This window comes from Pseudomonas sp. BN417, assembly GCF_029871205.1.
GTDB lineage: Bacteria > Pseudomonadota > Gammaproteobacteria > Pseudomonadales > Pseudomonadaceae > Metapseudomonas.
This window is the reverse complement of sequence record NZ_SSOJ01000140.1, coordinates 124,458-147,459: the sequence shown is the minus strand read 5'-3', so window position 1 is coordinate 147,459 and position 23,002 is coordinate 124,458. Positions and strand designations below refer to the sequence as shown.

Genomic DNA, 23,002 nt, shown 5'->3' with positions numbered 1-23,002 from the left:
GCCAACTTCGCCCACGGGGTCGCCGGCTGCGGCGGCGGCGACAAGCAGCGCCTGCGCCTGCTGGACTCGGCCAACGTGGCCATCGTCACCGCCTACAACGACATGCTCTCGGCGCACCAGCCCTACGAGGACTACCCGGAGAAGCTTCGCCAGGCCCTGCGCGAGATTGGCTCGGTGGGCCAGGTGGCCGGCGGCGTGCCGGCCATGTGCGACGGCGTCACCCAGGGCGAGCCGGGCATGGAGCTGGGCATCGCCAGCCGCGAGGTGATCGCGCTGTCCACCGCGGTGGCGCTGTCGCACAACATGTTCGATGCGGCGCTGTTCCTCGGCATCTGCGACAAGATCGTTCCCGGCCTGCTGATGGGCGCGCTGCGCTTCGGCCACCTGCCGTCGATCTTCGTCCCCGCCGGGCCGATGCCCTCCGGGCTGTCGAACAAGGACAAGGCCGAGGTGCGCCAGCGCTACGCCGAGGGCAAGGCCAGCCGCGACGAGCTGCTGGCGTCGGAGATGGCGGCCTACCACAGCCCCGGCACCTGCACCTTCTACGGCACCGCCAACACCAACCAGATGCTCATGGAGATCATGGGCCTGCACCTGCCGGGCGCCTCCTTCGTCAACCCGAATACCCCGCTGCGCGAGGCGCTGACCGTGGCGACCGCGCGCCAGGTCACCCGCCTGACCAAACAGAGCGGGCAGTTCCTGCCGCTCGGCGAGCTCGTCGACGAGCGCGTGCTGATCAACGCGGTGGTGGCCCTGCACGCCACCGGCGGCTCGACCAACCACACCCTGCACCTGCCGGCGATCGCCCAGGCCGCCGGCGTCCAGCTGACCTGGCAGGACATGGCCGAGCTGTCCGAGGTGGTGCCGACCCTGGCCCACGTCTATCCCAACGGCCAGGCCGACATCAACCACTTCCACGCCGCCGGCGGGGTGGCCTTCCTGGTGCGCGAGCTGCTCGACGCCGGCTTGCTCCATGAGGAGGTCAACACCGTGATGGGCCGCGGCCTGCGCCGCTACACCCAGGAGCCGTTCCTCGCCGACGGCCAGCTGGTCTGGCGCGAGGGTGCCGGCCAGAGCTTGGACGCGAGCATCCTGCGCCCGGTGGCGAACCCCTTCTCGGCGGAGGGCGGGCTGCGGGTGATGGTCGGCAACCTCGGCCGCGGGGTGATGAAGGTCTCCGCGGTGGCGCCCGAACACCAGGTGGTGGAAGCGCCGGTGCGGGTGTTCCACGACCAGCAGGCGCTGGCCGAGGCCTTCCAGGCCGGCGAGCTGGACCGCGACCTGGTGGCGGTGATGCGCTTCCAGGGCCCACGCAGCAACGGCATGCCCGAGCTGCACAAGTTGACCCCCTACCTCGGCGTGCTGCAGGACCGAGGCTACCGGGTGGCGCTGGTCACCGACGGGCGCATGTCCGGCGCCTCGGGCAAGATCCCGGCGGCGATCCACGTCTGCCCGGAAGCCTTCGACGGCGGTCCGCTGGCGCGGGTGCGCGATGGCGACCTGCTCCGCGTCGACGGCCAGGCCGGGACCCTGGAACTGTTGGTGGACGCCGCCGAGTTCGCCGCCCGCGAGCCGGCGCGCTGGGACCTGGAGCCCAATGTCGGCACCGGCCGCGAGCTGTTCGCCTTCATGCGCGAGGCCTTCAGCACGGCGGAGCAGGGCGCCAGTGCCTTCACCCGCAACCTGGAGAGCTTGAAGTGAAGCTGGCGCTGGTCGGAGATATCGGGGGCACCAATGCGCGTTTCGCCCTCTGGCGTGACGAAAAGCTGGAGTCGGTGCGGGTGCTGGCCACCGCCGACTTCGCCGGGCCGGAACAGGCCATCAGCCATTACCTGGCCGGTCTCGGCCTTGCCGTCGGCAGACTGAGTGCCGCGTGCCTGGCGGTGGCCGGGCCCGTGAGCGGCGAGCATTTCCGCTTCACCAACAACCACTGGCGCCTCAGCCGCTCGTCCTTCTGCCGCACCCTCAAGGTGGACGAGCTGTTGCTGGTCAACGACTTCACCGCCATGGCCCTGGGGATGACCCGCCTGAAGGACCATGAGCGCCTGCAGATCTGCCCCGGCATCGCCGAACCGGGTAGTCCGGCGGTGGTGATAGGGCCGGGCACGGGACTTGGCGTCGGTACCCTGCTGCCCCTGGATGATGGCCGCTGGAAGGCCTTGCCGGGGGAGGGCGGGCATGTCGACCTGCCCATCGGCAATCTGCGCGAGGCGACCCTCTGGCAGCAGCTGCACGGCCAACTCGGCCATGTCAGCGCCGAGAACGTGCTCAGCGGCAATGGTCTGCTGCAGCTCTATCGCGCCGTCTGCGCCGTGGACGGCCAGGCGCCGCGCCTGGCCTCTCCGGCCGAGGTGAGCGCCGCTGCACTGGCCGGAGACCCGCTGGCCGAGGAGGTGCTGGAGCTGTTCTGCAGCTGGCTCGGCCGGGTGGCCGGCAACAATGTGCTGACCCTTGGCGGCCGTGGCGGTGTGTATATAGTCGGCGGCGTGGTGCCGCGCTTCGCCGCCTTCTTCAAGAACAGCGGCTTCTCCCGCGCCTTCGCCAGCAAGGGCTGCATGAGCGGCTACTTCGAGGGCATTCCGGTGTGGCTGGTGACGGCCGAATATCCCGGCCTGGAAGGGGCGGGCGTGGCCCTGGAACAGCACGGTCCGTAGGATGGGTGGAGCTCCGCGATACCCATCGATGCGGAGCGATGGGTATCGCTTCGCTCCACCCATCCTACAAGGCTCGACATCGAGTGACTTGATAACAACAAAGGACGGCCACTGTGAGCCAATCCGGAAGATCCATTCTCCTGGTGGATGACGACCAGGAAATTCGCGAACTGCTCGAAACCTACCTGAGCCGCGCCGGCTTCCAGGTGCGCAGCGTCGCCGATGGCCAGGGCTTTCGCCGCGCCTTGGGTGAAGAGGCGGCGGACCTGGTGATACTCGATGTGATGCTGCCAGACGAAGACGGCTTCAGCCTGTGCCGCTGGGTGCGCGCCCACCAGCGCCTGGCCCAGGTGCCCATCATCATGCTCACCGCCAGCTCAGACGAAGCGGACCGGGTGATCGGCCTCGAGCTGGGCGCCGACGACTACCTGGGCAAGCCCTTCAGCCCCCGCGAACTGCTGGCGCGGATCAAGGCCCTGCTGCGCCGCGTCGGCTTCGGCCAGGAGCGCGCCGTGGTGGAGGTGCTGGCCTTCGACGATTGGCGCCTGGACATGATCAGCCACCGTCTGTTCCACCTCGACGGCGAAGAGGTGATCCTTTCCGGCGCCGACTTCGCCCTGCTGAAACTCTTCCTCGACCACCCGCAGCAGATCCTCGACCGCGACACCATCGCCAACGCCACCCGCGGCCGCGAGGTAATGCCGCTGGAGCGCATCGTCGACATGGCCGTGAGCCGCCTGCGTCAACGCCTGCGCGACACCGGCAAGGCGCCGCGGTTGATCCGCACCGTGCGCGGTGCGGGCTACCTGCTGGCGGCCCAGGTCACGCCGCACAGCCATGCCTAGCCGCCTGCGGCTGATGCCGCGCTCGCTGCTCGGGCGCATGCTCTTTCTCACCCTGTTGGTGGTGCTGCTGGCCCAGGCGCTGTCCAGCGTCATCTGGCTGTCGCAACTGCGCGCGAGCCAGATGGAAGGCCTGCTGACCAGCGCCCGCAGCCTGGCCCAATCCATGGCTGCGAGCGTCAGTTACATCCGCTCGCTGCCGCTCGGCTACCGCCCGATGGTGCTGGATCAGCTGCGCAGCATGGGCGGCACGCGATTCTTCGTCTCCCTCAATGACAAGCCGCTGGACATGCGGGTGTTACCGGAAACGCCGCGCAAGCGCGCGGTGCTGGACGAGGTGGATGCGGTGCTGCGCGAGCGCCTGGGCAAGCGGGTGGACCTGTCCCTGCACTTCGTCAGCCCGGACGAACTGCGCATCTTCAACAGTGGCCTGAAGCTCGACGAGCTGCCGCGCTCCTGGGCCCATTACGCCCTGACCCTGGAGCCGGTGAATCCCCCGGTGCTGGTGACGCAGATCCAGATCGGTCCCAGCGAATGGCTCTACCTCGCCTCGCTGATGCCGGAGCCCTATGCCAGCCTGGAAGACCAGGGCCTGCCTGCCCAACAGCTGTGGTTCATCGTCCTGACCAGCAGCTTCCTGCTGTTGTTCATCGGCTTGCTGGTGCACTGGCAGAGCCGGCCGCTGAAGCGCCTGGCCACGGCGGCGCGGGAGATGTCCCTGGGTGCCGAGGTGGAGCCGCTGCCTGAAGCCGGCGGCAGCGAAGTGGTGGAGGTGAGCCGCGCCTTCAACAGCATGCGTGAGCGCATCAGCCGCTACCTCAGCGAACGCAGCCAGTTGTTCAGCGCCATCTCCCATGACCTGCGCACGCCCATCACCCGCCTGCGCCTGCGAGTGGAACTGCTGGATGACGAAGTGCTGCAGACCAAGTTCAGTCGAGACCTGGACGAGTTGGAGCTGCTGGTCAAGGGCGCCTTGCAGTGCGTGAAGGACACCGACATCCACGAGAACATCGAACAGGTGGACCTCAACCACCTGCTGCACGGCCTGGTGGAGCCCTACCTCGGTACCGGCCAGGTGACCCTGGAGGGTGAGGCGCTTTCCTGCTACCCCGGCAAGCCGCTGGCCCTGCGCCGCTGCATCGGCAACCTGGTGGACAACGCGCTGAAGTACGGCGAACGCGCGCACCTGCAGATCGAAGACAGCAGCGACGCCTTCGTCCTGCATGTGGATGACGAAGGTCCCGGCGTGCCCGAACAGCGGCTGGAGCAGGTGTTCGAGCCGCACTTCCGCCTGGCCGGACACCAGCAGGGTTACGGCCTGGGCCTGGGCATCGCGCGCAATCTGGCGCACAGCCATGGTGGGGAATTGAGCCTGAGGAACCTGCGTGAGGGTGGGTTGCGGGTGACCTTATGGTTGCCGCGGCAGGCGGGGTAGCTCGCTGCCCTCTCCCCATCCCTCTCCCTGAAGGGAGAGGGATGGGGAGAGGGTGTTTTCCCGGGCGCGGAGTTTTGTAACCACCCCGTGACCATCCGCTATCCCTTTGTTACCCGCGGGCTTGAGCGCCGTGGTTAGACTGCAGGCAAGCGCAAGCACCGACTTGCACAGCCATAAAAACAAAAAGGTGTCCCATCCATGAATGCCATTTCCCGCCTGGCCGCTGTCGTATCCCTCGCCTCGCTGTTTCCCTTGTCCGCCCTCGCCGGCGAAGTGGAGGTCCTGCACTGGTGGACTTCCGGTGGCGAGAAGCGCGCCGCCGATACCCTGCAGAAACTCGTCGAAGAAAAAGGCCACAGCTGGAAGGACTTCGCTGTCGCCGGTGGTGGTGGCGAGGCTGCCATGACCGTGCTGAAGACTCGCGCCGTGTCCGGCAACCCGCCCTCGGCCGCGCAGATCAAGGGGCCGGATATCCAGGAGTGGGGCGAGCTGGGCCTGCTCGCCGAACTGGACGAGGTCTCCGCTGAGGGCAAGTGGGACTCGCTGCTGCCCCGGCAGGTGGCGGACATCATGAAGTACGACGGTCACTACGTGGCCGTGCCGGTCAACGTGCACCGGGTCAACTGGCTGTGGATCAACCCGCAGGTGTTCCAGAAAGCCGGCGCCACGCCGCCGACCACCCTCGACGAATTCTTCGCCGCCGCCGACAAGCTCAAGGCGGCCGGCTTCATTCCGCTCGCCCACGGCGGCCAGCCCTGGCAGGACGGCACCGTGTTCGAGGACCTGGTGATCAGCATCCTCGGGCCCCAGGGCTACCACAAGGCCTTCGTCGAGCAGGACAAGGCCACCCTCACCAGCGACAAGATGGTCGAGGTCTTCGCCGCCCTGAAAAAGTTGCGCGGCTACGTCGACCCCGACGCCGCCGGCCGCGACTGGAACAGCGCCACCGGCCTGGTCATCAGCGGCAAGGCTGGCATGCAGATCATGGGCGACTGGGCCAAGAGCGAGTGGAGCGCCGCAGGCCTGATGGCGGGCGCGGACTACCAGTGCCTGCCATTCCCCGGCACCCAGGGCAGCTTCGCCTACAACATCGATTCCCTGGCCATGTTCAAGCTCAGCGATGAGGCGAACATCAAGGCGCAAAACGACCTGGCGCGCACCATCCTCGAACCGCAGTTCCAGCAGTTCTTCAACCGGAACAAGGGCTCCATCCCGGTCCGCCTGGACCAGGACATGAGCAGCTTCGATGCCTGCGCCCAGCAGTCCATGAAGGACTTCAAGGAGGCCGCGGCCGGCGATGGCCTGCAGCCCAGCCTGGCCCACGGCATGGCCGCTTCCAGCTACGTGCAGGGTGCGGTGTTCGACGTGGTGACCAACTTCTTCAACGACCCCGCCGCCGACCCGAAGAAGGCCGCGCAGCAACTGGCCGCCGCGATAGAAGCGGTGCAGTAAGCGGTCGGGTCGTCTGAGCGGCGGCCCCAATCCCCGACTTTTCCTAGCGGTGCATGCCCCCAGGCGTGCATCTCGGGATCTGTCGCGCCTCGATTTCCGTGCCTTAGCTCTTTCGTTGCGAGGAGTCATACATGTCTTCAACCGCAGTCTTCGCCAAAGCCTCACCGCTGGACGCGCTGCAACGCTGGCTACCCAAGGTGGTGCTGGCGCCCAGTGTGCTCATCGTGCTGGTCGGTTTCTACGGCTACATCCTCTGGACCTTCCTGCTGTCCTTTACCAACTCGCGCTTCATGCCCAGCTACAAGTGGGTGGGGCTGCAGCAGTACCAGCGCCTGCTGGACAACGACCGCTGGTGGGTGGCCAGCCACAACCTGCTGGTCTACGGCGGGCTGTTCATCGCCATCAGCCTGGTGCTCGGGGTGTTCCTCGCGGTGCTGCTGGACCAGCGCATTCGCCGCGAGGGCTTCATCCGCACCGTCTACCTCTACCCCATGGCCCTGTCGATGATCGTCACCGGCACTGCCTGGAAGTGGTTGCTCAACCCGGGGCTGGGCCTGGACAAGCTGCTGCGCGACTGGGGCTGGGAGGGCTTTCGCCTGGACTGGCTGGTGGACCCGGACCGGGTCGTCTACTGCCTGGTGATCGCCGCCGTGTGGCAGTCCTCGGGCTTCGTCATGGCGCTGTTCCTCGCCGGCCTGCGCGGGGTGGACCAGTCGATCATCCGCGCCGCCCAGGTGGATGGCGCCAGCCTGCCGGCCATCTACCTGCGCATCGTGCTGCCGAGCCTGCGCCCGGTGTTCTTCAGCGCGCTGATGATCCTTGCCCACATCGCCATCAAGAGCTTCGACATGGTGGCGGCGATGACCGCCGGCGGCCCCGGCTACGCCTCCGACCTGCCGGCGATGTTCATGTACGCCCACACCTTCACCCGCGGCCAGATGGGCCTCGGCGCCGCCAGCGCGATGCTCATGCTCGGTGCGGTACTGGCGATCCTGGTGCCCTACCTGTACTCCGAATTGAGGAACAAGCGCCATGACTAGCCTGGCCGGAAAACCCGTGTTCAGCTTCAGCCGCCTGGCCATCTACAGCACGCTGATCCTGGCCTGCGCCGTCTACCTGGTGCCGCTGGTGGTGATGCTGCTGACCAGCTTCAAGACCCCGGACGACATCCGCAGCGGCAACCTGCTGTCGATCCCGGATGCGTTCACCCTGGTGGGCTGGGCCAAGGCCTGGGCCGGCGTCGGTGGCTACTTCTGGAACTCGGTGAAGATCACCGTGCCGGCGGTGATCATCTCCACCCTGCTCGGTGCGCTGAACGGCTATGTGCTGTCCATGTGGCGCTTCCGTGGCTCGCAGCTGTTCTTCGGCCTGCTGCTGTTCGGCTGCTTCCTGCCGTTCCAGGTGGTGCTGTTGCCGGCGTCCTTCACCCTCGGCCAGTTCGGCCTGGCCAACACCACCGGCGGCCTGGTGCTGGTCCACGTGGTCTACGGCCTGGCCTTCACCACGCTGTTCTTCCGCAACTTCTACGTGAGCATCCCGAACGCCCTGGTGAGCGCGGCGCGGCTGGACGGAGCGGGGTTCTTCACCATCTTCGGGCGCATCCTGCTGCCCATGTCGGTGCCAACCATCATGGTCTGCCTGATCTGGCAGTTCACCCAGATCTGGAACGACTTCCTCTTCGGCGTGGTGTTCGCCAGCGGCGACAGCCAGCCCATCACCGTAGCCCTGAACAACCTGGTGAACACCAGCACCGGGGCCAAGGAATACAACGTCGACATGGCCGCCGCGATGATCGCCGGCCTGCCCACCCTGCTGGTCTACGTGCTGGCCGGCAAATACTTCCTGCGCGGGCTGACTGCCGGCGCCGTCAAAGGCTAGGAGTCGCACCCATGGCTACCCTCGAACTGCGCAACGTCAACAAGTCCTACGGCAGCGGCCTGGCGGACACCCTGAAGAACATCGAGCTGTCCATCGACTCCGGTGAGTTCCTGATCCTGGTTGGGCCCTCCGGCTGCGGCAAATCCACCCTGATGAACTGCATCGCCGGGCTGGAGAGCATCAGCGGCGGGGCGATCCTGGTGGACGACGCCGACATCAGCGGCATGAGCCCCAAGGACCGGGACATCGCCATGGTGTTCCAGTCCTACGCCCTGTACCCGACCATGAGCGTGCGCGAGAACATCGCCTTCGGCCTGAAGATCCGCAAGCTGCCCGCCACCGAGATCGACGCCGAAGTCGCCCGCGTGGCCAAGCTGCTGCAGATCGAGCACCTGCTGGAGCGCAAGCCCGGCCAGCTTTCCGGTGGCCAGCAACAGCGCGTGGCCATGGGCCGGGCCCTGGCGCGGCGGCCGAAGATCTACCTGTTCGACGAACCACTGTCAAACCTTGACGCCAAGCTGCGGGTGGAGATGCGCACCGAGATCAAGCTGATGCACCAGCGGCTGAAGACCACCACCGTCTACGTGACCCACGACCAGATCGAGGCCATGACCCTGGGCGACAAGGTGGCGGTGATGAAGGACGGCATCATCCAGCAGTTCGGCACCCCGCGAGAGATCTACAACGACCCGGCCAACCTCTTCGTCGCCGGCTTCATGGGCTCGCCGCCGATGAACTTCATACCCCTGCGCCTGCAGCGCCGCGAGGGTCGCCTGGTGGGCCTGCTGGACAGCGCCGACGGCCATTGCGAACTGCCCCTGGGCGAGGCCGACAGCGAACTGGAGGGGCGCGAGCTGATCCTCGGCATCCGCCCGGAACAGATCCAGGTCGGCGGCGCCGCGGCAGGCATCCGCGCCGAGGTGCAGGTGCTCGAACCCACCGGGCCGGACACCCTGGCCTTCGTCGAGATCAACCAGACCAAGGTCTGCGTACGCCTGGCGCCAGATGCCGCGCCGCGGGCGGGCGAGATCCTCGACCTGCAGTTCGCCCTGGACAAGGTGCTGCTGTTCGACGCGCAAAGCGGCGAGCGCCTGGGCGGCCTGGAAAGGGCGAGCAACCCCGAGCGGCCGGCCAGGGTCGCGCAGCTGAAGGGGCGTTGAATCTGTAGCCCGGATGAAATCCGGGGGCGGCTGGCACGGCCTTCCCGGATTGCATCCGGGCTACCAGAGCCGGGAGGTTCCGGCACGGCGATCCATCGAAACACAACAATAAAAATCTGGAGTGGACATGAGCACGACTTTCAAAGGTTTGTGGGTACTGCCCTGCGCGCTTTTCGCGGTATCCGGGGTGGCGCAAGCGGTGGAGTTCACCGGCTACATGCGTAGCGGCGCCGGCGGCTCCAGCGAGGGCGGCACGCAATCCTGCTTCCAGCTGCCGGGGGCGCAATCCAAGTACCGCCTGGGCAACGAGTGCGAGCAGTACATCGAGCTGGACCTGCGCCAGGACCTCGCCAGGCTCGACGACGGCTCGGTGATCAGCGTCGAGGGCATGGCGCAGCTCTACAACGAATACGGCCATACCCCCGAATTCACCGGCGACCACGGCTTCGCGCGGATGAACCAGATGTACGCCGAGTGGAGCAACATGCCGGCGCTGAATGGGGGCTCCTTCTGGGCCGGTCGCCGGTTCTACAAGCGCAACGACATCCACATCTCCGACTACTACTACTGGAACCAGAGCGCCACCGGCTTCGGTTTCGACGAAGTGGCCATCGGCGACCTCAAGTACAGCTACGTGTTCTCGCGCAAGGACAACTACGACCAGGACCCCTACATCAACCGCCACGACTTCAACGTCGGCGGCTTCCAGACCAATCCCGGCGGCGAGGTCGAACTGGGTGTCAGCTACATCGACAAGCCCGACAGCACCGACGCCCACAGCGGCTGGGCGGTGGCCGCGCAGCACAAGCAGCAGGCATTCCTCGGCGGGGTGAATACCTTCGCCCTGCAATACGGTCGTGGCCCGGGCACCGCCCTGGGCTACACCGGCGACCCGACCCTGGACAACGCCAACAAGAGCTGGCGCGTGGTGGAGTTCTTCGACTGGCAGGTGACGCCCCGCTTCGGTGGCCAGTTCGAGATCGTCTACCAGAAGGACACACGTCCGGACGGCGATGACCAGAACTGGCTGTCGGTGGGCGTGCGCCCGAGCTACGCCATCACCGAGCACTTCAAGCTGGTCACCGAACTGGGGCGCGACCAGGTGGAGGCCCCCGGCGGCACCCGCAAGCTGACCAAGTTCACCATCGCCCCCTCCTGGTCGCCAGCCGGCCCCGGCTTCTGGGAGCGCCCGGAAATCCGCCTCTACTACACCTACGCCAGTTGGAACGAAGCGGCCCGGCGCGCGGCCAGCGAACTGGCGGCCGGCTCGGCGCTGTCCGATACCGGCGCCTTCGGCGATGCCCTGCACGGCTCCAACTTCGGCGTGCAGCTGGAGTACTGGTGGAAGTGATGCGGAGCCTTGGTGAGCGCCGGTGAGCCACGCCCTGCCCGGGTGCAACGGGTGAAGGCGGGGGAGGGCGCGGACCATCCCTTCGCCGACTTGTTGCGACCGGCGGCCGGGCAGCCGTTCCGCTGGAGCGAGCAGCAGGGGCGGGAGCTGCTGCTGGTGGAGCACCCGCGCTGCCAGGCGGTGTTCAGCCGCCAGGGCGGGCAGTTGCTGCACTTCCAGCCGCGCGGCGAGCGTCCGCTGCTCTGGTGCGCGGCGCGCTGGCCGCGGATCGGCGCCATTCGTGGTGGCGTGCCGGTGTGCTGGCCCTGGTTCGGCCGCCACCCCATGGAGGGCGGTTGGCCCCACCACGGCTGGGCGCGCCTCTCCGATTGGCGGCTGACCTGCAAGGAGGTGGATGGCGACGGGGTGCATCTCAGCTGGCGTCTCGACCTGCACGACTGGCAGGTGGAGCTGGAGGCGGAACTGGGCGAGCGCATGAGCCTGCAACTCACCACCCGCCACCGCGACAGCGAGCCCTGCGTCCTCAGTCATGGGTTGCACGCCTACTGGCGGGTCAGCGATGTGGCTCGGGTCGGACTGCTGGGACTGGCGGGCGCCGAGGGCCGCGACCTGCTGAGCCGCGAGCCGTGTCGGCAGGACGGCGAGCTGCGCATCAGCGACGGTTGCCACAAGGTGTTCCGCCAGGGTGGCCGGGTGCGCATCCAGGACCCGGGCTGGCAAAGGCGCATCTGCATCGATGGCGGCGGCAATGCCAACACTGTGGTCTGGCACCCCGGTAGCCGGCCGCTCTGTGAGGTGAGCTGGGCGGAGGGCTTGGGTTTCTTATCCGTGCAGGGCGCGGCCTGCGGCGAGGACAGTGTGACCCTGGTAGCGGGGGAGGACGCGAGGTTGAGCCTGGAGGCGTGGGTGGGATGAGCCGTGGGGGCTGGTCTCCGTTGCCCTCTCCCCAACCCTCTCCCTGAAGGGAGAGGGGCCGGGGGAGAGGGTTGCCTCAGGAAGGCTCTTCGTCACTCGGATACCGGCTGGCGTTGAGGCTTTCCTTGATCCTGCGCAGGTGCGGCTGGAAGTCCACGCCGCGGCGCAGGGTCATGCCGGTGGCGAGCACGTCGAGCACGGTGAGCTGGATGATGCGCGAAGTCATCGGCATGTAGATGTCAGTGTCTTCCGGCAGGGGGATGTCCAAGCTCAGGGTGCTGGCCTTGGCCAGCGGCGAGTTGGCGGCGGTGAGGCCGAGTACGGAGGCGCCGTTCTGCCGCGCCAGGCGTGCCACTTCCACCAGTTCGCGGGTGCGGCCGGTGTAGGAAATGATCACGAAGAGGTCGCCCGTGTGGGCCACCGAGGCCAGCATGCGCTGCATCAGCACATCGGAGTGGGCGGAGACGGCGAGGTTGAAGCGGAAGAACTTGTGCTGGGCGTCGAGGGCCACCGAGGCCGAGGCGCCGAGGCCGAAGAAGTGGATCTGCCGGGCCTGGATCATCAGGTCCACGGCGCGGCTGATCAGTTGCGGGTCGAGGCTTTGCAGGGCGCTGTCCAGCGAGGCGATGGCGCTGCCGAAGATCTTCCGCGTGTAGGCCTCGGGACCGTCGTCGGCCGCAACCGCCTGGCTCACGTAGGCGGCGCCGCTGGCCAGGCTCTGGGCCAGCTGCATCTTCAGTTCCGGATAGCCGTTGACGCCGAAGGAGCGGCAGAAGCGATTCACCGTCGGTTCGCTGACCTGCGCCGCCTGGGCCAGTGCGGCGATGCTGTAGCGGGTGGCCTGTTGCGGGTCGCGCAGTATCACTTCGGCGACCTTGCGTTCGGCCTTGTTGAGCTCGTCGAGGCGGTTCTGGATCTGTTCCAGCAGGTTGTGCACGCGGTCCATTTGGGTTCCTGGGAAGGGGCCTGCAATCGGTGGCCTATCGTATCAGGGGTGAGCCACCGGAATCTGGGATATGGGTAAATGTAGTTTTATTACTACATTTTGTCTTGATGAGCCGCTCCTTTGGGTGTATTCATAAGCTCATGTTTGAAGGAAGAACAAATATCATGGCCTCACAACTTGTCGAACCCTGCACGTTGGCCCTGTTCGGGGCCCTTGGCGACCTGGCGCTGCGCAAGCTGTTCCCGGCGCTCTACCAACTGGATCGTGCCGGTCTGCTGCCCGCCGAAACGCGCATCCTCGCCCTGGCGCGCGAGGACGGCGACCCCGCGGCCCGCCTGGACGCCATCGGCGAACACCTGCGCCGCCATGTGCCGGCCAAGGAGGTGGAGGAGGAAGCCGTGCAGCGCTTTCTGACGCGCCTCGACTACCTGGCCATGAACTTCTTCGACGCCGATGCCTATCCGGCCCTGGCCGACCGCATCGGTCCGGCTTCCCAGCTGATTGCCTATTTCGCCACTCCCGCCTCGGTCTATGGCGCCATCTGCGCCGGCCTGGCCGCCACCGGGCTCGCCGAACGCACCCGCGTGGTGCTGGAGAAGCCCATCGGTCATGACCTGGAATCGTCGCGGGTGGTGAACAACGCCGTGGCGGCGCATTTCCCGGAGGACCGCACCTACCGGATCGACCACTACCTGGGCAAGGAGACGGTGCAGAACCTGATCGCCCTGCGCTTCGCCAACAGCCTGTTCGAGACCCAGTGGAACCAGCACCACATCTCCCACGTGGAAATCACCGTGGCCGAGCAGGTGGGCATCGAGGGTCGCTGGGGCTACTTCGACGAGGCCGGCCAGCTGCGCGACATGATCCAGAACCACCTCCTGCAGCTGCTCTGCCTGATCGCCATGGACCCGCCCAGCGACCTCTCCGCCGACAGCATCCGTGACGAGAAGGTGAAGGTGCTCAAAGCCCTGGCGCCGATCGGTGTTGAGCAGCTCGGCCAGCAGGTGGTGCGTGGCCAGTACGTGGCGGGGAGCATCCTCGGCAAGTCGGTGCCCGGCTACCTGGAGGAGGACAACGCCAACACTCACAGCGACACCGAGACCTTCGTCGCCCTGCGCGCGGAGATCCGCAACTGGCGCTGGTCCGGTGTGCCCTTCTACCTGCGTACCGGCAAGCGCATGCCGCAGAAGCTTTCGCAGATCGTCATACACTTCAAGGAACCGCCGCACTACATCTTCGCCCCCGAGCAGCGGCCGCTGATCAGCAACCGGCTGATCATCCGCCTGCAACCGGACGAGGGTATTTCCCTGCAGGTGATGACCAAGGACCAGGGCCTGGACAAGGGCATGCAGCTGCGCAGTGGCCCGCTGCAGCTGAGCTTCTCCGACACCTACCGCAGCGTGCGGATTCCGGATGCCTACGAGCGGCTGCTGCTGGAAGTGATGAAGGGCAACCAGAACCTCTTCGTGCGCAAGGATGAGATCGAGTACGCCTGGAAGTGGTGCGACCAGCTGATCGCCGGCTGGCGGCAGCAGGGCGCCGCGCCCAAGCCCTATGCGGCAGGAACCTGGGGGCCAGTGGCCTCCATTGCATTGATCACCCGTGATGGCAGGAGCTGGTATGGCGATCTGTAATCTCGACCTGCCGCGGCAGGTCACCGGGCTCGCCCTCGGCAGCCCCGAACAACTGGCCGGTGAATTGGCCATCACCGTGGCCAACGCCCTGCGCGCGGCCCTCGATTCCCGCGGCTCGGCTGTGTTGGTGGTGTCCGGCGGGCGCAGCCCGGTGGCCTTTTTCGAGCGGCTGTCCAGCCAGGTTCTCGACTGGTCGAAAGTGACCGTCAGCCTGGCTGACGAGCGCTGGGTGCCGGTCAGCCATCCGGACAGCAATGAGGGCCTGGTGCGCCGCCACCTGCTGCAAGGGGAAGCCGCCAGGGCGCGCTTCTTCGGCCTCTACCAGAGCGCCCCGAGCGTGGAAGAGTCGGCCCGCCTGGCCGCTGCGGCGCTGGCCGAGCTGGCGCCCATCGATGTGCTGGTGTTGGGCATGGGCGAGGATGGCCACACTGCCTCGCTCTTCCCCGGCAGCCCGAACCTGCGTGAGGCCCTGGGCGCCGATTGCCCGCAGCGCTGCCTGCCGATGCTGGCGCCCAGCGTGCCGCATCAGCGCCTGACCCTGACCTTGCCGCTGTTGGCCAGCGCCCAGCTGACCCTGCTGGCCGTGCAGGGCCAGGCCAAGCTGGCGACCCTGGCCGACGCCCTGGCCGGGGACGACGTGGCGGCGATGCCGATCCGCGCCTTCCTCCATCGACCCCTGGAAATCCACTGGTGCCCCTGAGCCCGAAGGACCGTATATGACCAGTCTCCCCAGCAACCGGGCCACCAGTCGCGACGCCCCGCCGAGCATGGCCGACAAGGCCGCCCTGATCGATATTCTCTGTGGCGCCGCGCGCATCCTCCCGGTGATCACCATCGAGCGCGAGCAGGACGTCCTGCCGCTGGCCGATGCCCTGGCCGCCGGCGGCCTGCGCACCCTGGAAATCACCCTGCGCTCGGAACACGGCCTGGCCGCCATCCGCACCTTGCGCGAGCAGCGCCCGGAGCTGTGCGTCGGCGCCGGCACCGTGCTCGACGAGCTGATGCTGGCCGAGGCCGAAGCCGCCGGCTCGCAGTTCATCGTCACCCCCGGCTGCACCGCCGAACTGCTGCGCGCCGGCGTCTACAGCCCGCTGCCGCTGTTACCCGGCATCAGCAGCGCTTCCGAGATCATGCTCGGCTACGCCCTGGGCTACCGGCGCTTCAAGCTGTTCCCGGCGGAGATCTGCGGCGGCATCAAGGCCCTCAAGGCCTTCGGCGGACCCTTCCCCGGCATCCGCTTCTGCCCCACCGGCGGGGTCAACCCCGGCAACCTGCGCGACTACATGGCCCTGGCCAACGTGATGTGCGTGGGCGGCACCTGGATGATGGACAAGGAGTGGATCCGCAACGGCGATTGGCAGCGGATCGAGGAATGTTCCGCCGAGGCGCTGGCGCTGCTGGGCTGAGCCCGGCGAAGGCGCTGCTTGCTTTTTTGTGGGGGCGAATTCATTCGCTGAGGGGCACGCAGTGCCCCCCCCCCCCGGGGGAGTTTGAAGGGCAGCCCTTCGGCCTGCTAAGCGAATGAATTCGCCCCCACAGTTCTGTAGCCCGGATGCAATCCGGGAGCGGACTACCAATGCCCCCGGATTTCATCCGGGCTACCGATCCAATCCCTTTCGATCCCCTGCAGGGGATTCCGCCAAACGGTTTGCTGAAACGATTTACCAAACGAAAAAACCACGTTAAAACCTGACTTCACCTTCACCCGTCCGTTTCCGAGGGATGAGCAATGACCGACAACAAGAATCTCGATGCGCTGTTCCCCACTGCTGCCGAAATCCCCGAGCGCTATCGCCCCGGCGCGCCCATCGAGCAGCGCGAATACCTGGTGAACGGCGAGCTGCTGCGCTGGGATGGCCCTCTGGCCGCGGTACGCAGCCCGATCTTCCTGGCCGGCGACAAGGGCGATGAGCAGGTGGTACTGGGCAGCACGCCGCTGCTGGACGCCGACGCCGCGCTGGCTGCGCTTGACTCGGCGGTAGCGGCCTACGACCACGGCCAGGGGCTCTGGCCGACGATGCGCGTGGCCGAGCGCATCCAGCATGTGGAGAAATTCCTGGCGCGCATGCGCGAGCAGCGCGAGGCGGTGGTCAAGCTGCTGATGTGGGAAATCGGCAAGAACCTCAAGGATTCCGAGAAGGAGTTCGACCGCACCTGCGACTACATGGTCGACACCATCGAGGCGCTCAAGGAGCTGGACCGCCGTTCCAGTCGTTTCGAGCTGGAGCAGGGCACCCTCGGCCAGATCCGCCGGGTGCCGCTGGGCGTGGCCCTGTGCATGGGCCCCTACAACTACCCGCTGAACGAGACCTTCACCACCCTGATCCCGGCGCTGATCATGGGCAACACCGTGGTGTTCAAGCCGGCCAAGTTCGGCGTGCTGCTGATCCGCCCGCTGCTGGAGGCCTTCCGCGACAGCTTCCCGCCGGGCGTCATCAACATCATCTACGGTCGTGGCCGCGACACCGTCAGTGCGCTGATGGCCAGCGGCAAGGTGGATGTGTTCGCCTTCATCGGCACTCACTCCGGCGCCAGCGACCTGAAGAAACTGCACCCGCGCCCGCACCGCTTGCGCGCGGCCCTGGGCCTGGATGCGAAGAACCCGGGCATCGTCCTGTCCAGGGTGGACCTGGACAACGCGGTGAGCGAAGCCATCACTGGCGCGCTGTCCTTCAACGGCCAGCGCTGCACCGCGCTGAAGATCCTCTTCGTGCACGAGGATGTGCTCGAGCCCTTCCTCGACAAGTTCTGCGCCAAGCTCGCCGCGCTCAAGCCCGGCATGCCCTGGGTCGATGGTGTGGCCCTGACCCCGCTGCCCGAGCCGGGCAAGGTCGACTACCTCAACACTCTGCTGGCGGATGCCGTGGCCAAGGGCGCCAAGGTGGTCAACCCGGGCGGCGGCAGCCACCGGCAGAGCTTTTTCTATCCCGCTGTGCTGAGCCCGGTGAGCCGGGACATGCGCCTGTACAACGAAGAGCAGTTCGGCCCGCTGATCCCGGTGGTGCCTTACCGCGAGCTTGAGGAGGTGATCGACTACGTCCTCCATTCCGACTACGGCCAGCAGCTCAGCCTGTTCGGCAACGACCCGGCCCAGGTCGGCCGCCTGGTGGACGCCTTCGCCAACCAGGTGGGCCGCATCAATATCAATGCCCAGTGTCAGCGTGGCCCGGACACCTTCCCCTTCAACGGCCGGAAGAACTCCGCCGAGGGCACGCTGTCGGTACATGACGCCCTGCGCGTGTTCTCCATCCGCACCCTGGTAGCGACGAAATTCCAGGCGGACAACAAGGAACTGGTCAGCGAGATCATCCGCAACCGCGAGTCGAACTTCCTGACCACGGATTACATTTTCTGAGGACCCGCACAGGCTTCCCCTTTCCTTGTGGGGGCGAATTCATTCGCTATGCAGACCGCAGGTCTGCCCTTGGGGGCACTTCGTGCCCCTTAGCGAATAAATTCGCCCCCACAGAAAAGCCACAGCCCCGTCGCCAAACGGAGATTCCATGCCCCGCCCCATCAGCCGGGACACCCGGCTCTGCATGTCGCTGTCCGGTCGCCCCGGCAACTTCGGCACGCGCTTTCAGAACTACCTCTATGAAGCCCTGGACCTGGACTTCATCTACAAGGCCTTCACCACCCGCGATCTGCCAGCGGCCATCGGCGGCATCCGTGCCCTTGGCATCCGCGGCTCGGCGGTGTCGATGCCGTTCAAGGAAGCCTGCATCCCGCTGCTGGACGAGCTGGACGCCTCCGCCTCGGCCATCCAGTCGGTGAACACCATAGTCGCCGACGACGGCTGGCTGAAGGGCTACAACACCGACTACAGCGCCGTGGCCAGCCTCCTCGAAAGCCGTGCGGTGCCCAAGGACATCCGCTTCGCCCTGCGCGGCAGCGGTGGCATGGCCAAGGCCGTGGCCAGTGCGTTTCGCGACAGCGGTTATCGCCACGGTGGCATCCTCGCCCGCAACCCGGAAACCGGCCCGGCGCTGGCGGCGGGCTGTGGCTATGAATGGCTGGCGGAACTGGGCGATACCAGGCCGCAGATGCTGGTCAACGTCACCCCGCTGGGCATGGAAGGAGGCCCGGAGGCCGACACCCTGGCCTTCAGCCGCGAGCAGGTGGAAGCGGCGCAGTGGATTTTCGATGTCGTGGCCTTGCCGGTGGAAACCCCGCTGATCCTTCTCGCCCGCGAACTGGGCAAGCCGGTGATTACCGGCGCCGAGGTCATCGTGTTGCAGGCGGTGGAGCAGTTCGTGCTCTACACCGGCGTGCGGCCGGAGGCGGAGCTGATCGAAAGGGCGGCGGCGTACGCACGAGGGTAGGCGGGTGGCGAAATCCTGTGGGGGCGATTTCAATCGCTAAGGGGCACGCAGTGCCCCCAAGTCTGGTACGAAGGGCAGACCTTTGGTCTGCATAGCGAATGAATTCGCCCCCACAAGGGAGGGCAGGGCGGGTACAGGCCGGCTCAATCCTCCGGCAAATTCGCGTAGATCTTCTCCAGGGTGCCGTTGAGCTTGGCGATCTGGGCTTCGCTCAGGTCCTTGAAGCTGTTGGTGAAGATGTGCGCGGTGTTGACCTGGATCTCTTCGACCATGCGCCGGCCCTTCTCGGTGATGGACACCTGGGTCACGCGGCCGTCGTTACTGCAGGGGGCGGTGTCCACCAGGCCGTCGTCCTTCATGCGGTAGACGATCTTGGTGACGGTGGAGAGCTTGGCGATGGCGTGCTCGGAGATTTCCGAGATGCTCGACTGGCCGTTCTCCTTGAGGATGAACAGGATGCGCCAGCGCGGGATGTCCAGGTCGATCTTCTTCAGGGTCTTTTCCATGGCCATGTTGTAGCGGCCATAGACGCGGGCGATCCAGTAGAAGGGGAACTCCTCCTTCTTGAAGTCGTCACTGGCGGGGTTGTAACGGTTGAGGCGCTTCTTCGGGGTGCTCATGCGAAAGGCGGCATAGGTTCCTGCTGACAGGGGGAGAGTTATAGGGGGTTGCGTCGAACCTGTCGACAGTCAAGTGGCTTCGCCTTGACCTCGGTCAGCCCCGGTGGCTGGCCCGGCCTCGCGGCCGGGCCGGGTGGTCAACTGGCGAGCATCTCCTGGTGTTTGCTGGCCAGGCCCAGGTAGGCCTCGATCACGCGAGGGTCATCGGCCAACTGCGCGGCGGGGCCCTGCATGGCGATCTGGCCGGTCTCCAGCACGTAGGCGTAGTCGGCCACGCGCAGGGCGGCGCGGGCGTTCTGCTCCACCAGCAGGATCGACACCCCCTGCTGGCGCAGGGTGGTGATGATGCGGAAGATCTCGCGGGTGATCAGCGGCGCCAGGCCCAGGCTGGGCTCGTCGAGCATCAGCAGCTTGGGCTTGGCCATCAGCGCGCGGCCCACGGCGAGCATCTGCCGTTCGCCGCCGGAGAGGGTGGCGGCCAACTGGTCGCGGCGCTCCCACAGGCGCGGGAAGAGGTCATAGACCTCCTTCAGCGTCTGGCCGTGGTCGCGCTTGCCGCTGCGGTGGCGCTGGAAGGCACCCAGCAGCAGGTTGTCGGCCACCGTCATGCTGCCGAACAGCTCGCGCTTCTCCGGCACCAGACCGAGGCCGCGCGACACCATCACTTCCACTTCCGGCACCGCCTCCAGGCTGCCGTCGAAGGCCACCCGGCCACGGGAGCCGAGCACGCCCATGATGGCCGAGAGCAGGGTGGTCTTGCCGGCGCCGTTGGGGCCGATCACGGTGACGATCTGCCCCTGGCCGACAGTAAGGCTGGCATTGGACAGGGCTTCCACCTTGCCATAGGCGACGGAGAGGTCGCTGACTTCCAGCACCGCGTTGGCCACCCGGTTCTCCGGTTGCTTCCGGTCTTGCATCGGCATGTTCATCACTCAGTTCCTCCGAGATAGGCTTCCAGCACTGCCGGGTTTTTCTGCACCTCGGACGGCAGCCCGTGGGCGATGCGCTGGCCGAATTCCATCACCACGACCCGGTCCACCAGGCCCATCACGAAGTCCATGTCGTGCTCCACCAGGAGGATCGCCATGCCTTCGCTGCGCAGGCGGCTGAGCAGGATGCCGAGGGCCTCCTTCTCCTTGTGGCGCAGGCCGGCGGCCGGCTCGTCGAGCAGCAGCAGGCAAGGGTTGGCGCAGAGGGCGCGGGCGATCTCGAGAATGCGTTGCTGACCCAGGGCCAGGCTGCCGGCCTCGGCATGGAGATAGTCGCCCAGGCCGACGCGTTCCAACTGGTGGCTCGCCTCATTGAGCAGCTCGGCTTCCTCGGCGCGGTCCAGGCGCAGGGCGGCGGCGAGCACGCCCTTGCCGCCACGCAGGTGGGCGCCGATGGCGACGTTCTCCAGCACACTCATTTCCGGCAGCAGTTTCACGTGCTGGAAGGTGCGGCTCATGCCCATGCGGGCGATGGCGCGGGAAGGGATGCCGTTGATGCGCTGGCCACGGAACAGCACCTCGCCCGAGGTGGGGGTATCCACCCCGGAGAGCTGGTTGAACAGGGTGCTCTTGCCGGCGCCGTTGGGGCCGATCAGGGCGAGGATTTCCCCGGCGCGTACTTCCAGGTTCATGTCGTTGTTGGCCACCAGGCCGCCGAAACGACGGGTCACGTTGCGCGCTTCCAGCAGCACCTCGCCGGCCTTGGGGAGTTCGCGGCGCGGCAGTTCGGCGGCGTCGCCAACGGCCTTGGCGGCCTTGCGCGGCTTCCAGCTCTCCGGCACCAGGCGCACCAGCAGCGGCCAGAGACCGCCCGGCGCACGTTGCATCAGCAGGATGATGATCAGGCCGAAGACGATCACCTCGTAGTTGCCGGTGCTGCCCAGCAGCTGCGGCAGCAGGTCCTGCAGCCACTGCTTGACCATGGTCAGCACGCCGGCGCCGAGCAGTGCGCCCCAGACGCTGGCCACGCCGCCGATCAGCGCCATGAACAGGTAGTCGATGCCCATGTGCAGGCCGAACGGGGTGGGGTTCACGAAGCGCTGGGTGTGGGCGTAGAGCCAGCCGGAGAGGGCGGCGAACAGGGCGGAGATGAGGAAGATCACCAGCTTGGAGCGGAAGGTGTTCACGCCCATGGACTCGGCCATCAGCTGGCCGCCCTTGAGTGCGCGGATGGCGCGGCCCTCGCGGGAGTCGAGGAGGCTCTGGGTGACCAGCATGGCGCCCAGCAGCACGGCCCAGATCAGGTAGTAGATCTTCTCGCCCTTATCCAGCTGCCAGCCCAGCAGCGAGATCGACGGCAGGCCGCCGACGCCGGTGTGGCCGCCGAGGGATTCCAGGGTGCCGAACAGGTAGTAGAGCGACAGGCCCCAGGCGATGGTGCCGAGCGGCAGGTAGTGGCCGGAGAGCTTCAGCGTCAGTGCGCCCAGCAACAACGCGACCATGCCGGTGAGCACCAGGCCCACCAGCAGGGTCAGCCAGGGCGAGGCACTGGCCCAGGCCAGCCAGCCGGGCAGGTCCTGCACGGTGGCGAGGTAGGCGCTGGTGTAGGCGCCGAGGCCGACGAAGGCGGCCTGGCCGAAGCTGGTCATGCCGCCGACGCCGGTGAGCAGCACCAGGCCGAGTACCACCAGGGTGTAGAGGCCGATGTAGTTCAGCAGGGTGACGTAGTAGGGCGGCAGCACCAGCGGCGCGGCGCCGAGCATGGCCACCAGGGCGAGGATCAGGTAGCGCGGTTTCATTCATCGTCCTCCACATGACGGCTGGTGAGGGAGCGCCAGAGCAGGAAGGGGATGATCAGCGTGAAGACGATGATCTCCTTGTAGGTGCTGGCCCAGAACATCGAGAAGGCCTCGATCAGGCCGACGCCCAGGGCGCCGAGGGCGGCCACCGGGTAGCTCACCAGGCCGCCGATGATGGCGCCGACGAAGCCCTTGAGGCTGATGACGAAACCGGAGTCGAAGTACAGCGTGGTGATGGGCGCGATGAGGATGCCCGACAGCGCTCCGATGAAGGTCGCCAGAGCGAAGGTGGCCTTGCCCGCCAGTGTCGGCGAGATGCCCATCAGTCGCGCGCCCAGACGGTTCACCGCGGTGGCGCGCAGAGCCTTGCCGTAGAGGCTGCGCTCGAAGAACAGGAACAGGCCGATGATCAGCCCCAGGGACACGGCGATCACCCACAGCGTCTGGCTGTTGAAGGTCACCGGGCCGAGGGTCAGGCCGGCCTCGGAGAAAGGCGCGGTGCGCGCGCCTTCGGGGCCGAACATGAGCAGGCCGATGCCCACCATGGCCACGTGCACGGCGATGGAGACGATCAGCAGCACCAGGGCGCTGGCCGAGGCCAGCGGCTGGAACACCAGGCGATAGAGCTGCGGTCCCAGCGGCACCACCAGGGCCAGGGTGAGCAGCGCCTGGATCGCCATGGGCAGTTCGGCCAGGGGCAGGCTGCGCACCAGGCCGACCAGGGCCAGGGCATAGGCGAGCTTGGCGACTATCCGTTTCGGGAAGCGGAAACCGCGGCTCGCGCGAGTGGCGTCATACAGGTCCATGGCGCAGTCGGTCAGGGTCAGGGCGAGCAGCAGCCAGACCAGGGCGGTGGGCTGGCCGGCCTGCAGGGCGGCCATGGTCAGCGCGCCATAGGTGACGAACTCGCCCTGGGGGATCAGCAGGATGCGCGTGACGGTGAAGACCAGCAGGATCGAAAGCGCCAGCAACGCATAGATCGCGCCGTTGGTGATGCCGTCCTGGCCGAGCAGCAGGGCTATCTGGAAATTCATGGTGGGAACTCTTGTTGCGGTGTGAATGGCC

Annotated in this window: 20 protein-coding genes; 15 read left to right on the top strand and 5 right to left on the bottom strand. The window is 66.9% G+C overall.

Translation table 11 applies throughout. The features are described 5' to 3' along the window. The 10 genes from edd to E8F11_RS19845 all read left to right on the top strand — a co-directional run. A partial coding sequence (gene edd / locus E8F11_RS19890; RefSeq protein WP_280288448.1) for a phosphogluconate dehydratase occupies nt 1-1,701 on the top strand: 1,701 nt, incomplete at its 5' end. Then, nucleotides 1,698-2,654: a glucokinase gene (locus tag E8F11_RS19885; protein WP_280290577.1), complete on the top strand. Its 957-nt coding sequence runs from the start codon at nt 1,698-1,700 to the stop codon at nt 2,652-2,654. The genes edd and E8F11_RS19885, both read left to right, overlap by 4 nt. Nucleotides 2,655-2,767: 113 nt before the next feature. Continuing rightward, on the top strand, nt 2,768-3,499 hold the full coding sequence (locus E8F11_RS19880) for a response regulator (RefSeq protein WP_280290576.1): 732 nt from the start codon (nt 2,768-2,770) through the stop codon (nt 3,497-3,499). 13 nt (nt 3,500-3,512) lie between these two features. Then, nucleotides 3,513-4,931: an ATP-binding protein gene (locus E8F11_RS19875; protein WP_280290586.1), complete on the top strand. Its 1,419-nt coding sequence runs from the start codon at nt 3,513-3,515 to the stop codon at nt 4,929-4,931. 198 nt (nt 4,932-5,129) lie between these two features. Beyond that, nucleotides 5,130-6,383, top strand: a complete 1,254-nt coding sequence (locus E8F11_RS19870) for an ABC transporter substrate-binding protein (protein WP_280290575.1) — start codon at nt 5,130-5,132, stop codon at nt 6,381-6,383. Between the two features lie 131 nt (nt 6,384-6,514). Then, nucleotides 6,515-7,423, top strand: a complete 909-nt coding sequence (locus E8F11_RS19865; protein ID WP_280290574.1) for a sugar ABC transporter permease — start codon at nt 6,515-6,517, stop codon at nt 7,421-7,423. Then, entirely contained in the window at nt 7,416-8,261 is an 846-nt protein-coding gene (locus tag E8F11_RS19860; protein WP_280290573.1) for a carbohydrate ABC transporter permease, read from the top strand. Before E8F11_RS19865 ends, E8F11_RS19860 begins: the two co-directional genes overlap by 8 nt. Nucleotides 8,262-8,272: 11 nt before the next feature. Beyond that, nucleotides 8,273-9,421, top strand: a complete 1,149-nt coding sequence (gene ugpC / locus E8F11_RS19855) for a sn-glycerol-3-phosphate ABC transporter ATP-binding protein UgpC (protein ID WP_280290572.1) — start codon at nt 8,273-8,275, stop codon at nt 9,419-9,421. 217 nt (nt 9,422-9,638) lie between these two features. Next, the gene (locus E8F11_RS19850) at nt 9,639-10,772 is read left to right on the top strand and encodes a carbohydrate porin (protein WP_280290585.1); all 1,134 of its coding nucleotides are present in this window, start codon (nt 9,639-9,641) and stop codon (nt 10,770-10,772) included. Nucleotides 10,773-10,862: 90 nt separating this feature from the next. Then, on the top strand, nt 10,863-11,687 hold the full coding sequence (locus tag E8F11_RS19845; RefSeq protein WP_280290584.1) for a D-hexose-6-phosphate mutarotase: 825 nt from the start codon (nt 10,863-10,865) through the stop codon (nt 11,685-11,687). A 76-nt stretch (nt 11,688-11,763) separates the two neighbouring features. Here the strand turns inward: E8F11_RS19845 and E8F11_RS19840 are convergent, their stop codons facing one another. Beyond that, nucleotides 11,764-12,624, bottom strand: a complete 861-nt coding sequence (locus E8F11_RS19840) for a MurR/RpiR family transcriptional regulator (RefSeq protein ID WP_280290582.1) — start codon at nt 12,622-12,624, stop codon at nt 11,764-11,766. Between the two features lie 173 nt (nt 12,625-12,797). On the opposite strand from E8F11_RS19840, the gene zwf reads away from it, so the two are divergent. The 5 genes from zwf (at nt 12,798) to E8F11_RS19815 (ending at nt 18,589) form a co-directional block, all read left to right on the top strand. Next, the gene (gene zwf, locus E8F11_RS19835) at nt 12,798-14,267 is read left to right on the top strand and encodes a glucose-6-phosphate dehydrogenase (protein ID WP_280290571.1); all 1,470 of its coding nucleotides are present in this window, start codon (nt 12,798-12,800) and stop codon (nt 14,265-14,267) included. Beyond that, nucleotides 14,254-14,967: a 6-phosphogluconolactonase gene (gene pgl / locus E8F11_RS19830; protein ID WP_280290570.1), complete on the top strand. Its 714-nt coding sequence runs from the start codon at nt 14,254-14,256 to the stop codon at nt 14,965-14,967. Before zwf ends, pgl begins: the two co-directional genes overlap by 14 nt. Nucleotides 14,968-14,983: 16 nt before the next feature. After that, on the top strand, nt 14,984-15,673 hold the full coding sequence (locus E8F11_RS19825) for a bifunctional 4-hydroxy-2-oxoglutarate aldolase/2-dehydro-3-deoxy-phosphogluconate aldolase (protein WP_280290569.1): 690 nt from the start codon (nt 14,984-14,986) through the stop codon (nt 15,671-15,673). 323 nt (nt 15,674-15,996) lie between these two features. After that, on the top strand, nt 15,997-17,622 hold the full coding sequence (locus tag E8F11_RS19820) for an NADP-dependent glyceraldehyde-3-phosphate dehydrogenase (protein WP_280290568.1): 1,626 nt from the start codon (nt 15,997-15,999) through the stop codon (nt 17,620-17,622). A gap of 148 nt (nt 17,623-17,770) precedes the next feature. After that, entirely contained in the window at nt 17,771-18,589 is an 819-nt protein-coding gene (locus E8F11_RS19815; RefSeq protein ID WP_280290567.1) for a shikimate 5-dehydrogenase, read from the top strand. A gap of 143 nt (nt 18,590-18,732) precedes the next feature. Here E8F11_RS19815 and E8F11_RS19810 read toward each other — a convergent pair whose 3' ends face one another. The 4 genes from E8F11_RS19810 to E8F11_RS19795 all read right to left on the bottom strand — a co-directional run bounded on the left by E8F11_RS19810 (nt 18,733) and on the right by E8F11_RS19795 (nt 22,971). Next, the gene (locus E8F11_RS19810; protein ID WP_280290566.1) at nt 18,733-19,209 is read right to left on the bottom strand and encodes a MarR family transcriptional regulator; all 477 of its coding nucleotides are present in this window, start codon (nt 19,207-19,209) and stop codon (nt 18,733-18,735) included. A 137-nt stretch (nt 19,210-19,346) separates the two neighbouring features. Beyond that, the gene (locus tag E8F11_RS19805) at nt 19,347-20,138 is read right to left on the bottom strand and encodes an ABC transporter ATP-binding protein (RefSeq protein WP_280290565.1); all 792 of its coding nucleotides are present in this window, start codon (nt 20,136-20,138) and stop codon (nt 19,347-19,349) included. Next, nucleotides 20,138-21,937: a branched-chain amino acid ABC transporter ATP-binding protein/permease gene (locus E8F11_RS19800; RefSeq protein ID WP_280290564.1), complete on the bottom strand. Its 1,800-nt coding sequence runs from the start codon at nt 21,935-21,937 to the stop codon at nt 20,138-20,140. Before E8F11_RS19800 ends, E8F11_RS19805 begins: the two co-directional genes overlap by 1 nt. Beyond that, the gene (locus E8F11_RS19795; RefSeq protein WP_280290563.1) at nt 21,934-22,971 is read right to left on the bottom strand and encodes a branched-chain amino acid ABC transporter permease; all 1,038 of its coding nucleotides are present in this window, start codon (nt 22,969-22,971) and stop codon (nt 21,934-21,936) included. The genes E8F11_RS19800 and E8F11_RS19795 overlap by 4 nt, the downstream gene beginning before the upstream one ends. Between the last annotated feature and the right edge of the window lie 31 nt (nt 22,972-23,002).